This window comes from Pedobacter zeae, from assembly GCF_014196715.1.
GTDB lineage: Bacteria > Bacteroidota > Bacteroidia > Sphingobacteriales > Sphingobacteriaceae > Pedobacter > Pedobacter zeae.
The window spans coordinates 937,358-951,210 of sequence record NZ_JACIEF010000001.1; the positions used below are offsets into that span (position 1 = coordinate 937,358).

The window sequence follows — 13,853 nt, forward strand, 5'->3', positions numbered from 1 at the left end:
GGTGTAACAAATGATTATCATCATGCTGAACAATATAAAACCAAAAACCGGCCGCTTGCTTATCTCAGAACCCTTTATGGCCGATCCCAATTTTAAGAGATCTGTTGTGCTCCTGACCGAACATGGTGAAGATGGTACGGTGGGTTATATCCTTAACCAGGTAGGAAACCTGGTTTTAAATGATGTGATCCAGGATTTGTGGAGCGCGCAAAATTATATCTATTTCGGCGGACCTGTTGCAGCTGATACCCTGCATTTTATCCATAGAAGTTACGATAAACTTCAAAGCGGCGAAGATATCGGAAATGGTTTGTACTGGGGTGGGAACTTTGAAACGCTTAAAATCCTCATTAATACCAATGCAATTAATGCTGATGAAATTAAATTTTTTATGGGTTATTCGGGATGGGATAAGGGCCAGTTAGACCGCGAAATAGAGCAAAATGCCTGGATGGTGAGCGATAAATTTAACCCTGACCTTATTTTCAGTAACGACGACGAAAAGTTATGGAGAGACGTGATTGTAAACTTAGGCCCGAAATACGCACACATCAGTAATTTTCCGGCAGATCCAAGTTTGAACTGATCCGTTTTCAGTCGGCAATTAATAGTTGGCAGATACAATCGAATTATGTTTTTAAAATAAAACGATAAATTTTTATTGTTTTATTTTAAATATTGTTTTATGTTTGTTTCATACTCAAATGAATTGATGATGAAACTCTCAGAAAGCAAAGTAATTAAAGCCTTAAATGGATTGGCAACTGTGGCATTGGTTTTATACGTTATAATCCTGTTGATTAAGTTATTTAGCTCAGGTGTACCAAGTGCTACTCAAGGCATCAAATGGTATGGGGTATACAATGTAAAAGCAGAGCCATCAATAAAAAATAAGGTTGTATCTAAAAATGAAGGATTAGCCAAATGGTTTAATAATAAGGTTTTAGTAAGTGAAACCAAGAGGGCGATGGTGCAATTAAGGTTTAAAACTTATACCGAGTTATTTTCTTTGCCTGCGATCGGTTTTCAATTGGTTTATTTAATTTATTTTCTCAGTATAGGTTTTATAATTCTTTCTGTGAAACGGTTTTTTAAATCCCTTACTGTAAATGAGGTATTTACCAGGAAAAACACATCAATTATTATGTGGTGCAGTGTAATATTAATCTGTTTGCCTATTATAAGGTGGCTTACTCAAGAATTATTTATTAATTGTATCCTCAATTTAAACCTGAACGATTCGGGTTATTATCTGAGCAATGGTGTAGGATTATTGGATACGGAAACAATTATCGGCTTAGTTTTAATGGCATTTGGTTTTGCTTTTAAAGTTGGCGTTGATATCAAACAAGAAAATGAATCATTTGTATAAAGCTGATCATGCCTATCGTTATTAATTTAGATATCATGTTAGCCAAACGAAAGATGTCGTTAACCGAGCTCTCAGAAAAGGTTGGCTTAACGATTGTAAATCTATCGATATTAAAAACCGGAAAGGCAAAAGGAGTAAGGTTCGATACTTTAGAAGCGATCTGTAAGGTTTTAGATTGCAAACCCGGCGATATTATAGATATCGAATAATATATTGGTGATATATTATATAAAGTTGTCGTCATCTCGACTGAAGCGCAGCGGAATGGAGAGATCTATCTAAATAGATTTCTCGGCTGCGTTGCAACTCCGCTCGAAATGACGACTCTTTAAGTTTATGATTTACATTTAAAACTAAAGACTATCAGCACTTTCCTCAACCTTTTTTCTCAAATCATCTTTATAAGCCTGCATTTTAACTGTTAAAGTGTCATCAGCTGTGGCCAGGATTTGCGTAGCCAGTAAACCTGCATTTTTAGCAGCATTTAAGGCCACTGTAGCTACCGGAATGCCATTGGGCATCTGTAAAATCGATAAAATGCTGTCCCAGCCATCTATTGAGTTTGATGATTTAACGGGAACGCCGATTACGGGTAAGGTAGTGATGGAAGCTACCATACCTGGCAAATGAGCAGCACCGCCGGCACCGGCAATAATTACCTTCAAACCACGGCCTTGTGCATCTTTAGCATAATTAAACATGCGTTCTGGTGTTCTGTGAGCAGAAACAACCGTAATTTCGTAGTTTATTCCAAATTCTTTTAATACATCAGCAGCATCCTGCATTACAGGCAGATCTGATTTACTGCCCATTATAATTCCAACCAATGCCGAATTTGAATTTTCTTGACTCATATTTATTTGATTTCTTTTTTAATTTCCTTTGATCTGTGCCATCCTGGTTTTAGCTTTCATTCCAGAACTTATGCGATTACTTTTAATGTTTTTTGTACAAACCGTGCTTTTTCGATCGCTTTTTCCCTGTCGATATCTACAATGGTTACATGGCCCATTTTGCGGAAGGGTTTGGTATACTTTTTACCGTACAAGTGAACATAAACACCATCAACAGCCAGAATTTTCTCTAAATTTTCGTATCTGGCTACACCTTCATGGCCTTTTTCACCTAGCAGATTAATCATGATGGCATTGGTAATGCTGCTGGTATCGCCCAATGGTAAATTATAGATGGAGCGTAAATGTTGCTCAAATTGAGAAACATAATTGCCTTCAATGGTTTGGTGACCGCTATTGTGCGGGCGGGGAGCAACTTCATTAACCAATAATTCTCCATCTTTGCAAACAAACATCTCAACGGCTAAGATTCCGGTGATGTTCATGGCTGAAGCAATGTTTTTGGCAATATTTTCTGCCCTTTGCTGTAAACTTTCCGCAAAAGTTGAAGGAGAAATCAAAAATTCGACCAGGTTGGCTTCCGGATTAAATTCCATCTCCACCATAGGGAAGGTTTTCATATCGCCATTGGCATTGCGCGCCACAATTACGGCAACTTCTTTATCAAAATCGACTAATTTTTCAATAATACATGGGGCATCAAAGGCATTATCAAGGTCTTTTGCACTATTGATTTTCATTACACCTTTACCATCGTAACCATCTTTTCTTAATTTCAGAATGTATGGAAAATGGAAAGGACTGTTCTCCATATCTTCCCTGGTATTTACAATCTGGAAAGGAGAGGTAGGAATATCATTTTCTTTAAAAAACTGCTTCTGTACACCTTTATCCTGAATTAAACGGATCACCCTCGATTGAGGAAAAACTTTTTTACCTTCTTTTTCGAGCTGTTCCAGCGCATCGATATTTACCTTTTCAATTTCAATGGTGATGATATCAGCTTTTTTTCCAAAGTTATAAACGGTATCAAAATCAGTAATGGAACCATTTTCGAAATAATTTGAAATATGTTTACAGGGAGCATCAGGATCCGGGTCTAAAACTAATGTGGTTACATTGTAATTGATTGCCTGTTGAATGAGCATCCTGCCCAATTGCCCGCCACCTAAAATACCTAATTTTAATTCGCTAATCTGTTTTGCCATGCGCTTGAAAATAATGCTACTTTTGTGCAAAAGTAACCATAATAAATTTATTGATGAATGCTGATGCAATAATTATTGGGGCTGGTGCTTGCGGATTGATGTGTGCGGTACAGGCAGGATATCTGGGAAAGAAGGTAATTGTACTCGAGAAAAACGAAAAACCCGGTGCTAAAATTTTAATTTCTGGAGGCGGTCGCTGCAACTTTACAAACCAATTTACATCAGCTGAGCAGTTTATATCTGCCAACCCGCATTTTGTAAAATCGGCCTTTACCCAGTGGACGGTTGACGATACCATCAGCTTTTTTGAAACCTATGGCATTCAGGGCAAAGAAAAAACCCTGGGGCAATTGTTCCCTGATGATAAAAATGCCAAAGACGTAGTGCAGGTTTTTACTTCAGTTTGTGAAGATTTTGGTCAGGAAATTAGGTGCAGTGCTGATGTAAAGGATATTGAAATACTACCTGCTGGCTTTAAAGTAACTTATGAGAAAAATGGAAAAACAGTTGTTTTAGCTTCCGAAAAGCTCGTTATTGCTACGGGTGGTCTCCCTATTCCAAAAATGGGTGCTACCGATTTTGCCTTGCGTTTTGCCAGAAAACAGGGGCTGAAAATAATCGAAACCGCTCCGGCGTTGGTTCCCTTAACCATTACTGGAAAAGATGAAGAGTGGTTTGCACGGCTTTCGGGTAATTCTGTTTTTTGTGAAGCAAGTAATAATGAGATAGCTTTCGAAGAAAACATTCTTTTTACCCATTGGGGATTAAGCGGTCCGGCTATTTTGCAGATTTCTTCATTCTGGAGAAGGGGCGAAACCATCAACCTGAACCTGTTGCCTCAACAGAATATAGTCGCATTACTGGATGAGGAAAGGAAAACAAACGGCAAAACATTATTGTCGACCATGCTGAACCGGATTTATACCAGGAAGTTCACTGATGCTTTAGACAAGTTTTTGCCTTTAAATAAACCCGTTGCTGCATTAACAAAAGGAGAAATTGATTTAATTGAACAAACGATCCACCATTTTAAGGTTAAACCTGCAGGCGATAAAGGTTACGATAAGGCGGAAGTAATGCGTGGCGGAATTGATACCAACGAAATTTCTTCTAAAACGCTGGAATGTAAAAAAATCCCCAACCTGTTTTTTGGCGGCGAATGTTTGGATGTTACCGGTTGGCTGGGGGGCTATAACTTTCAATGGGCCTGGGCAAGTGGTTTTGTGATAGCGCAGAATTTATAAAACCTATCAGGTTTCAAAACCTGATAGGTTTGAAGATTGTTCCTTTACAAATAAACATCCGGCATAATTTCCCATGCCCAGGGTTTTTTAAATGTTTTAAAAGTTCTCAGTTGCGAAAAATATAAAACTTCACTGGTTTTCTTGTTGCCGATATCCCTTCTGTGCAGATTACCAACGGTGGTAAATAATTCACGCGTTTTAAAATCATAAACCCTTTCGGTCATGTCGCCGTTATTTTGGTTGTAATAAAGGTTAATCGCACTGGTTAAAAACCAATCTTTATTTTCGAATTTAAAAGTATAGCCTAATTCCCAGCGCCATTCAGAACCTCCCTGAAAACGTAGATAAAGCTGTTGGTCTTTAATCGCCATCTGCTGCAGTGGGTCACCCAGTTTACCACCTTCTTCTGAGCGTAAGATAAAATCGTTATTCTGCGTAGATAAACTTAAAATACCTGTCGATTTATCCCTGAAAAATATGGCTAAAATTCTCGGTTTTTGTGTTTCTTTTATGAAGGCATTGCTATTGTCGCCATACGCACGGGTTTCATCAACCGCTTTACTGTATTCAAAAACCACAGCTAAATCTGCTGAATCATCATTGTTCAGGTCGCCGTTAACCTGATCGATCACTTTCCAGCTGGCCGGTGTAAGCTGCTCCACAGCAGTACCTTGTGTTTTAATTTTAGGGAATATAAATGTTTTCTGCGCAAAGCTGATTTGCGTCCAAAGCATCAGAATGTACAAATAAAAAACTTTCATGCAGGCCAAAAAGGTGTTGATGTAAGGATAAAACGTGTTAAGTGGGCTTTTAGTTTGTTGTTGAGCGGAAAGGCAATCAACGGTCACTGAATCACAGAAAACGTGGAAACTTAATCGCAGTTCATATTGAGTTAGTGCTATAGTGTTAAAATTACACCGCTAAAACTTATAAAAATCCTGTACTTTTGCAGAAAAACAATTCCTTTTGAAAACCGAAATTTTTGCCATTACACCGCCATTTACCCAGCTGAATACCCCATATCCAGCAACGGCGTATATAAAAGGTTTTCTGAACACCAAAAATATCAGCTCATCACAGGCTGATTTGGGAATTGAGGTTATTTTAGAGCTGTTTTCTAAAAAAGGATTAGAGGATCTATTCTGTCACACGGAGCGGAGTCGAAGTGAAGACGGTCCAAAACCAAAAAGCGATAATGCCAGGCGTATTTTTGCTTTACAGGATGAGTATTTAAAAACCATTGATGCTGTAATCGGCTTCCTTCAAGGGAAAAACCCAACACTGGCCTTACAAATCTGTAGTGATGATTTTTTGCCTCAGGCTTCCCGCTTTTCGCAGTTAGAAGAGCTCGACTGGGCCTTTGGGGCTATGGGTACACAGGATAAAGCAAAACATCTGGCCACACTTTATCTTGAGGATATATCCGATTATATCGTAGAGTGCATCGACGAAAATTTTGGTTTTAGCCGCTATGCCGAACGTTTAGGCAGGAGTGCGAACTCTTTTGATGAGTTATATAATGCCTTATCAAAAGAACCCACTTATATTGATCATATCCTGATTTCGATTTTAAAAAGGAAAATTGAAACGGTACAACCCAAATTATTTTTGATTTCCGTGCCTTTTCCGGGCAATTTGTACAGTGCTTTCCGTTGTGCACAATGGGTAAAAGCCAATCATCCTGAGATCAAAATTTCTATGGGGGGTGGTTTTCCAAACACCGAATTAAGATCCTTGTCGGATGTAAGGGTTTTCGAATTTTTTGATTACATCACCCTCGACGACGGGGAGCTGCCGATCGAATTGCTGTACCATAATATTACACATCCCATCCCTGAAGAAGCCCATTTTTATAAGCGAACTTTTCTGCTTGAAAAAGGTAAAGTGGTTTATCGCAACGATGCTTTCAGAAACGACTACAAACAGGCCGATGTAGGCACTCCCGATTATACAGGGCTGTTTTTAGATAAGTACATTTCAGTAATTGAAATTGTTAACCCCATGCACCGCATGTGGAGCGATGGGAGGTGGAACAAACTTACGATGGCACATGGCTGCTATTGGGGCAAGTGTACCTTTTGCGATATTTCATTGGATTACATCAAAGTTTACGAACCTGTTGCTGCCAAATTAATTGTTGACCGCATGGAGGTTTTATGTGCTAAAACCGGGCAAAATGGATTCCATTTTGTGGATGAAGCAGCTCCGCCAGCACTCATGCGTGAAGTGGCATTAGAGATTATCAGAAGGAAATTGGCGGTTACCTGGTGGACAAATATCCGGTTTGAGAAAAGCTTTAGCCGTGATTTATGCTTGTTGCTCAAGGCTTCAGGTTGTATTGCTGTTTCTGGCGGGTTGGAAGTAGCATCCGATCGTTTGTTAAAACTGATCGATAAAGGGGTAACAGTAGAACAGGTAGCTCGGGTAACCCGTAATTTCACCGAAGCCGGGATTATGGTACATGCTTATTTAATGTATGGTTATCCTACTCAAACGGTACAGGAAACAGTCGATAGTTTGGAAATGGTTCGTCAATTATTTGAATTAGGCATACTGCAATCTGGCTTTTGGCACCAGTTTGCCATGACCGCGCATAGCCCGGTTGGGATGTACCCAGAAAAATTTGGCGTAGTTAAAGAAACCGAAGCCATTGGCACTTTTGCCAACAACGATATTAACTATATTGATAAAACCGGAATCGACCACAATAAATTCAGCTATGGACTGAAAAAATCACTTTTCAATTTTATGCACGGTATCTGTTTTGATTATGAACTGCAAGATTGGTTTGATTTTAAGATTCCCAGGACGAAAATCCCTGCCGATTTTATCGAAAGCGCATTAGATGAAGGGGATCATTTTAATATCAAACCCACAGCAAAAGTAGTGTGGATAGGAGGAAAGCCTGTATCTGATTATTTTACGAAATCTAAAAAAGGAAATACCTGGGAAATGGTTTCACTTACATTTCACGATAAAAAGGAAACTTTTACGATTCAAACGAATAAAAAAGAAGGCGAATGGTTAATCACCCTTTTAGATAAAATTTCGGTATCGAATGAAAAAGTATATACTTTTCAGGAGATTAAGGCCGATTTTGAAACAACATTGGAAAACTTTGAACTTTTTTGGTATTCTAAACCCATCAATACGTTAAGAGCATATGGCTTGTTGGTTTTGTGAGTACTTCTCAAAAAATCAGGTTGACTGTCGTCCTTTATTTTTAATGACGCCCTTTTCGTATTAAAGATTCTTCACTGCGTTCAGAATGACAAGAATGGGAGCTTTATTCGGGCTAACTATTTCCAGTTAAAATTTATAATGCTTTTTTTCATCTAAAAATATCTAATGAAATAGCCTTCTTCTCGCATTTCCGTCGCCCTAAACTCGATTCAGGGTCTATTTGGGGTAAAAATACAGGTTCCAATTTGAGAGCTCAGTTAAGTGTCGTTCTTAAATCTACCCTTTAGACGATTCTTCACTGCGTTCAAGAACGACAGGTATGAGAGCTTTAAAAAGGTAACAAGTTGTATCATAACTTACTCAGGTATCCATCACTACATCTTCATTTTAAAATGCGTCAGAAAGTAAATGATGCAAATGAGTACAATCGAGTTTACGATAAGCAGCAACCATGCAATAACAAATTTTCGGTTTTTCATTACGGCAATAAAAGAAGTAATGTAAGCCATTGCAATCAGTGCTAGAAACAGGTTTACCGTTTGGATACCCAAAATGTAATAACCGCTATACGAGAAAACCAGTACGCTTAGTAGTAGGAATACAAGCGACGAAGCAAGGTATAGTTTGTTGGGTTTCATATCCTGTAAATTACCTGTTGTAGCACATATTTATATTGACCAAAAAATTAGTCACAATGCGGAACCGTAAAAGTCCAGGTTTCTGATTCTCCGGTTGGAATGATATAACCATTTCCCTTAATATTCTCAAACCACAATTTTCCGCGGAGTTTTTCCCTTGTACCTACTTCGTTTAGGGTAGCGCTGTCATAAAGACGACCATTGATCATCACATATTTGATCTTTTCCGAATTCCTGATGTCATCTAAGGGATTGGCATCCATAATCACCATATCTGCTAATTTACCCACTTCCAATGAACCAATTTCTTTGTTCATACCCAAATAGCTCGCACCATTTAACGTTGCTGCCCTAATGGCCTGCAGCGGACTAAAACCACCCTGAACCAGCATCCACAACTCCCAATGTGCCCCTAAACCCTGGATCTGTCCGTGTGCGCCCAGGTTAACTTTGGTACCCCCATCTGCAATCTGTTTCGCTGCTTTGGCAATATCGATGTGGTTATAATCGCTGTATTCTGAAGTGGTTCTGCGTCTGGCCCTTGCGTCTATTATGGAGCGTGGCGTATAAGTCATCAATTTTTCGTTTTCCCAAACATTTGTTCTATCGTACCAATAGTTTTCGCCCCATTGCCCTCCATAAGCCACAATTAATGTAGGGGTATAAGCCACTTCGGTACTGTTCCAAAGTGTGGTTACATCTTTATAAACCGGTAAAACCGGGATACTGTGCTCAATTCCGGTATGGCCGTCAGCAACCATATTCATATTGGTGAAAAAAGTAGAGCCCCCTTCAGGTACAACTTCCATTTTTAACTGCCTGGCGGCTTCTAAAATCTGCTGGCGCTGCTCTCTCCGTGGCTGATTGTACGATTTTACCGAAAAGGCTCCAACTGCTTTTAACCTGCGTAAATGGGCCAGTGCATCATCCAAACTGTTAATCACTACTTTAAAATCGCCATCGGCACCATATAAAATAGAACCTGTAGAATAAACTCTTGGTCCAATCATTCTGCCCGCCCTAAGCATTTCGCTTTGGCTAAAAACCATTTCCGTATTACTCGATGGATCGTGCGAAGTAGTTACGCCGAAGGCCAAATTGGCCATATAACTCCAGTCGCTCTGCGGTGTAATCCCATCCGGACTGGTGCGTAAATGCGCGTGAACATCAACAATACCGGGCATAATGGTTTTGCCGTTAACATCAATTACTTTGGCATTGGCAGGGATAGTTACCGCATCAGATTTTCCGATCGCCGTAATTTTATTTCCGTCAGTAAGAATGGTTCCATTTTCAATTACTTCGTCACCCTTCATCGAAATGATTCTGGCGCCTTTTAAAGCCACGGTGCCGGTAGGAACATCAGATTTTAAAGTCAGATTAATCTCGACAGAGGAAGCCTCGGTTTTTGGAGTGGTTCCGTCAAAATTAAAGGCACTGTTTACATCAATGGTGAAATATTTTGGTCCTAATGTCCAATGGAGGGTTTTACTATCAGTACTCCATTGTATGTAGGTTCCGCCGTCGGTAGTTACTTTAGCAACAGGGATGGCTTTATTTCCGGCAGAAGCATCCTGAGCAGTCCCAACATTGATCATCGGTGTGATGTAAACGTTAAAAAGCTCGTTAAAGGCCAGCCATTTATTGTCAGGACTGATAACAAACTGGTTTGCATATTGCGAAGTAAAATGCGTTCTTTCATTTGCACCATTTAGATCGATGCTTTTTAAAGCCTTTTTGCCATCCGCATAACTTTGGAAATAAATACGGGTATCGGTATTGTTAAACTGCGGGCGTATGCCGTTATCAGAAATTAAAGTTTTCGCCCCCCCGCTAGCCGGCATAATAAAAATGCCGGTTCCACGGCCATAATTGTAACCTAATACGTCATTTCCGCTTCCTTTTCTGAAAACAATCTTATCGCCTTTGGTCGAATATTGTGGGGAGTAATAAAAACCTTTTTCATCGCTCAGCGTAATGGTTTTACCTGATTTTAGATCGGTTCTTTTTATTGCTCCGCGTAATTCATCACTCCAGGTAGTATACACTACATATTTCCCATCCGGACTAAAAGCCGGTTCGAATTCGAAATCTAAACCATTGGTTAGCCTCTCGGGTATTCCTACGGGTAATTCCTGTTTATATAGATATCCTGCAGCATTAAAAACGATTGTTTTTCCATCAGGGGAGGTCGTAAGTTGTCTCAGCATTTTGGATGAAAACTCGTTGCTGAAAACCTGTTGCTCAAAATGTAAAGCCTGCTGTACAGTTTGAATGGTATTGGCCTGAAAAGGAATGGTAGTGTTGATCAATGTGCTGATTTCCGTTTTCCTGATTTTTCCTTTCGCATAAAAAACAATGCTTTTGCTGTCTGGGGTCCACGCAAAATTCGGATAAACACCAAAGATTGCCCAGGTTTCCTGCTGATCATGCGATAAATCTTCATTTACAGGCCATTCTTCGCCAGTTTTAAGATTTTGTACATACAAAGTAGATTTTAAACGCACACGTTTTACAAAAGCGATCATATTTCCGTCAGGTGAAACCTGTGGGCGACAGGCGCCGCCCTGCTCATTAATCAAGGTAGTTAATTTTCCTGTGGTTAAATCGAGCTGACGGATGGCATAAATGGTTGCATTGGGATCTTTGCTGTATTCGAAATTCGGCCCAGGACTAACATCTTCGCTAAAATAAACGTACCTTCCATCTGGCGAAACATTTGGCTCACCGGCATCCTGTTGATCATTTTTTCGCTTGGTTAATTGTACACCATCGCCACCATTTATGCTGTACATCCACATTTCACCGGCACCTAATGACCGGCTGGCCGTAAAATGCTTTCTGGCTACCAGGTATTCGCTATTTGGCATCCAGGTAGCATTATTCAATAACCTGAAATTCTCTTTGGTAACCTGTTTTTTGCCTGAACCATCGCGGTTCATGATCCAGATATTATCGCCTCCGCTTTTATCACTTGTGTAAGAGATGTATTTCCCGTTTGGACTAAACCTTGGCTGTACATCCCAGGCAGCACCTCCACTGATCAGTTTGGCCATGCCACCGGTAATTGGCATCACATAGATATCGCCCAGTAAATCAAAAACAATTTCTTGTCCATCGGCACTTACATCAAGGTTCATCCAGGTACCTTCATCTGTATTTAGGGTGAAGTTTTTTGTAGTACCCAGATATTTTTCAATGTCCCATTTTTTTTCCTGGGCATAAGAACTGAAAAACAGCAAGGAGAGAGCAGAGAGAAAATAGAGGTGTTTCATCAAATTTTTGATTAATTGTGCTGCAATTTAGCAATATCAACAGCTTTTTTATAGTTTTGATACTGCCGATTTATGACAGCAATAGAGATTTTACAAAAATATTGGGGATACCAGGCTTTCAGGCCACTGCAGGAAGATATTATTGCTTCGGTTTTAGAAGGGAAAGATAGCTTAGCCCTTTTACCCACCGGGGGTGGCAAATCGATTTGCTTTCAGGTGCCTGCAATGGTAAAAGAAGGCATTTGCATTGTGGTTTCGCCCCTTATTGCCCTGATGAAAGATCAGGTAGAAAACCTAAAATCGAAAGGGATCGAAGCCATAGCGATCTACGCAGGAATGGGTAAACGCGAAATAGATATTCTGCTCGACAACTGTATCTACGGTAAAATTAAATTCCTTTATCTGTCTCCGGAACGCTTATTGGCCGATTTAGTACGCGTGCGTATTTCGTATATGAATGTAAACCTTATTGCGGTTGATGAGGCACACTGCATTTCGCAATGGGGTTACGATTTTCGGCCACCCTACCTGGAGCTGTCCAAACTCCGCGAAATTTTGCCGGATGTTCCGGTTTTAGCACTTACTGCCACTGCCACTGATTTTGTAAGAAAAGACATTATAGAAAAACTCGAAATGAAAGCCCCAGAGGTTTTTGTTAAAAGTTTCGCCAGGGAAAATTTAAGTTATGTGGTTTTCGGTAACGAAGATAAATACAAAAAGCTGATCGATATTTGCCAGAATGTAAAAGGAGCGGGACTGGTTTATGTGCGTAACCGCAGGGAAACTGCCGAAGTAGCCAATTTTATTAACCGAAATGGTATCAAGGCCGATTTTTACCATGCTGGGTTAGAACGTGGCGTTCGTTTTTTGAAACAGGAGGAATGGAAAAACAATAAAACCCGGATCATGGTGGCAACCAATGCTTTCGGAATGGGTATCGATAAAGCCGATGTGCGTTTTGTGGTGCACCTTGATCTGCCCGAGAGCCTGGAGGCGTATTACCAGGAAGCCGGAAGGGCCGGACGTGATGAAAAAAGGAGCTATGCGGTGCTATTGGCCCATCAGTCTGATATCCTTGGCCTGGAATCCCGGTATTTAGATAGTTTTCCTTTACCGGATGAGATCAGAAAAACCTATCATTACCTGGGCAATTATTTTCAATTGGCCTTTGGAGCAGGAGAAGGTTTAACCTTTGATTTTGATATTGCCGATTTTTGCAAACGGTTTAATATAAGTATATTAAAAACCATTTCTGCACTTAAATTTTTAGAGCATGATGGCTACTTAACCCTTTCCGAAAGTGTTTTTCTGCCATCCAGGATAATGTTTATTGCCGGTCATGAAGATATTTACCGTTTCCAGATCGAAAATAAAGCTTACGATGGCATTATCAAAACCATTTTGCGCTCACATGGAGGTGCCTTTGATGGTTTTGTGAAAATAAATGAAGCTGATCTTGCTAAAAAAACCGGACACTCTTACCAAGAAATTATCGCACTGCTTAATAAACTCCAAAGCATTGAACTGCTTACCTATATCCCGCAAACTGATCAGCCCCAATTGCAATATGTCAGGCCCCGGGTAGATATGGATCATTTCGACCTTGATGTAAAATACCTCAACCTGAGAAAAGAGATTTTACATAAACAGATTAATGCGGTGGTGGCTTATGCTACCTCTAATGTATGCCGGAGTGTGCAATTGTTAAACTATTTTGATGAATACCATGCTTCAAAATGTGGTGTCTGCGATGTTTGTCTGGCTGAAAAAAGAGCGGAAAACCAAAATAAGATGGGAGAACAAATCGAATTTGAAATTTTCTCTTTACTTCAGCAGCAACCTTTAGGCCTCGATGACCTGGTTACCAATATTAAAAATGGAACTGAAACTGAAAGGATTGAAACGATCAGGGAATTATTAGATGCCGGTAAGATTAAAACTGACGGGAAGAAATATTATATTTAGATGTGAGATGTGAGATGTGAGATGTGAGAGGTGAGAGGTGAGATGTGAGAGGTGAGAGGTGAGAGGTGAGAGGTGAGAGGTGAGAGGTGAGAGGTGAGAGGTGAGAGGTGAGAA

At 39.9% G+C, this 13,853-nt stretch carries 11 protein-coding genes; 6 read left to right on the plus strand and 5 right to left on the minus strand.

Annotation, left to right across the window (positions count from 1 at the left end):
• Positions 1–22: 22 nt before the first annotated feature.
• The 3 genes from GGQ60_RS03870 to GGQ60_RS03880 all read left to right on the plus strand — a co-directional run bounded on the left by GGQ60_RS03870 (position 23) and on the right by GGQ60_RS03880 (position 1,581).
• Positions 23–586 (plus strand): YqgE/AlgH family protein, encoded by a 564-nt coding sequence (locus GGQ60_RS03870; RefSeq protein ID WP_183760062.1) that lies wholly within the window; start codon positions 23–25, stop codon positions 584–586.
• Positions 587–661: 75 nt separating this feature from the next.
• On the plus strand, positions 662–1,372 hold the full coding sequence (locus GGQ60_RS03875) for a DUF2975 domain-containing protein (protein WP_183760064.1): 711 nt from the start codon (positions 662–664) through the stop codon (positions 1,370–1,372).
• A gap of 8 nt (positions 1,373–1,380) precedes the next feature.
• Positions 1,381–1,581 carry a helix-turn-helix domain-containing protein gene (locus GGQ60_RS03880; protein ID WP_183760066.1) on the plus strand — a complete coding sequence of 67 codons (201 nt, stop codon included), beginning with the start codon at positions 1,381–1,383 and terminating at the stop codon, positions 1,579–1,581.
• A 144-nt stretch (positions 1,582–1,725) separates the two neighbouring features.
• Here the strand turns inward: GGQ60_RS03880 and purE are convergent, their stop codons facing one another.
• Together purE and GGQ60_RS03890 are read right to left on the minus strand one after the other, a co-directional pair.
• Entirely contained in the window at positions 1,726–2,226 is a 501-nt protein-coding gene (gene purE / locus GGQ60_RS03885) for a 5-(carboxyamino)imidazole ribonucleotide mutase (RefSeq protein ID WP_183760068.1), read from the minus strand.
• Positions 2,227–2,294: 68 nt separating this feature from the next.
• Positions 2,295–3,434, minus strand: coding sequence for a 5-(carboxyamino)imidazole ribonucleotide synthase (locus tag GGQ60_RS03890; protein ID WP_183760070.1), 1,140 nt, complete (start codon positions 3,432–3,434; stop codon positions 2,295–2,297).
• Positions 3,435–3,487: 53 nt separating this feature from the next.
• Here GGQ60_RS03890 and GGQ60_RS03895 point away from each other — a divergent pair, with 53 nt between their 5' ends.
• A complete protein-coding gene (locus GGQ60_RS03895) occupies positions 3,488–4,678 on the plus strand; it encodes a BaiN/RdsA family NAD(P)/FAD-dependent oxidoreductase (protein ID WP_183760072.1) in 1,191 nt (396 codons plus the stop codon).
• A 44-nt stretch (positions 4,679–4,722) separates the two neighbouring features.
• Here the strand turns inward: GGQ60_RS03895 and GGQ60_RS03900 are convergent, their stop codons facing one another.
• Positions 4,723–5,439, minus strand: coding sequence for a hypothetical protein (locus tag GGQ60_RS03900; protein WP_183760074.1), 717 nt, complete (start codon positions 5,437–5,439; stop codon positions 4,723–4,725).
• A gap of 205 nt (positions 5,440–5,644) precedes the next feature.
• On the opposite strand from GGQ60_RS03900, the gene GGQ60_RS03905 reads away from it, so the two are divergent.
• On the plus strand, positions 5,645–7,861 hold the full coding sequence (locus tag GGQ60_RS03905) for a B12-binding domain-containing radical SAM protein (protein WP_183760076.1): 2,217 nt from the start codon (positions 5,645–5,647) through the stop codon (positions 7,859–7,861).
• A 374-nt stretch (positions 7,862–8,235) separates the two neighbouring features.
• Here the strand turns inward: GGQ60_RS03905 and GGQ60_RS03910 are convergent, their stop codons facing one another.
• Together GGQ60_RS03910 and GGQ60_RS03915 are read right to left on the minus strand one after the other, a co-directional pair.
• Positions 8,236–8,499, minus strand: a complete 264-nt coding sequence (locus GGQ60_RS03910; RefSeq protein WP_183760077.1) for a hypothetical protein — start codon at positions 8,497–8,499, stop codon at positions 8,236–8,238.
• A gap of 47 nt (positions 8,500–8,546) precedes the next feature.
• On the minus strand, positions 8,547–11,774 hold the full coding sequence (locus GGQ60_RS03915) for an amidohydrolase family protein (protein ID WP_183760079.1): 3,228 nt from the start codon (positions 11,772–11,774) through the stop codon (positions 8,547–8,549).
• Between the two features lie 72 nt (positions 11,775–11,846).
• Between GGQ60_RS03915 and GGQ60_RS03920 the strand changes: the two genes are divergently transcribed.
• Complete coding sequence (locus GGQ60_RS03920; RefSeq protein ID WP_183760081.1) at positions 11,847–13,739, plus strand: RecQ family ATP-dependent DNA helicase; 1,893 nt, start codon at positions 11,847–11,849, stop codon at positions 13,737–13,739.
• The last annotated feature ends 114 nt before the right edge of the window (positions 13,740–13,853 follow it).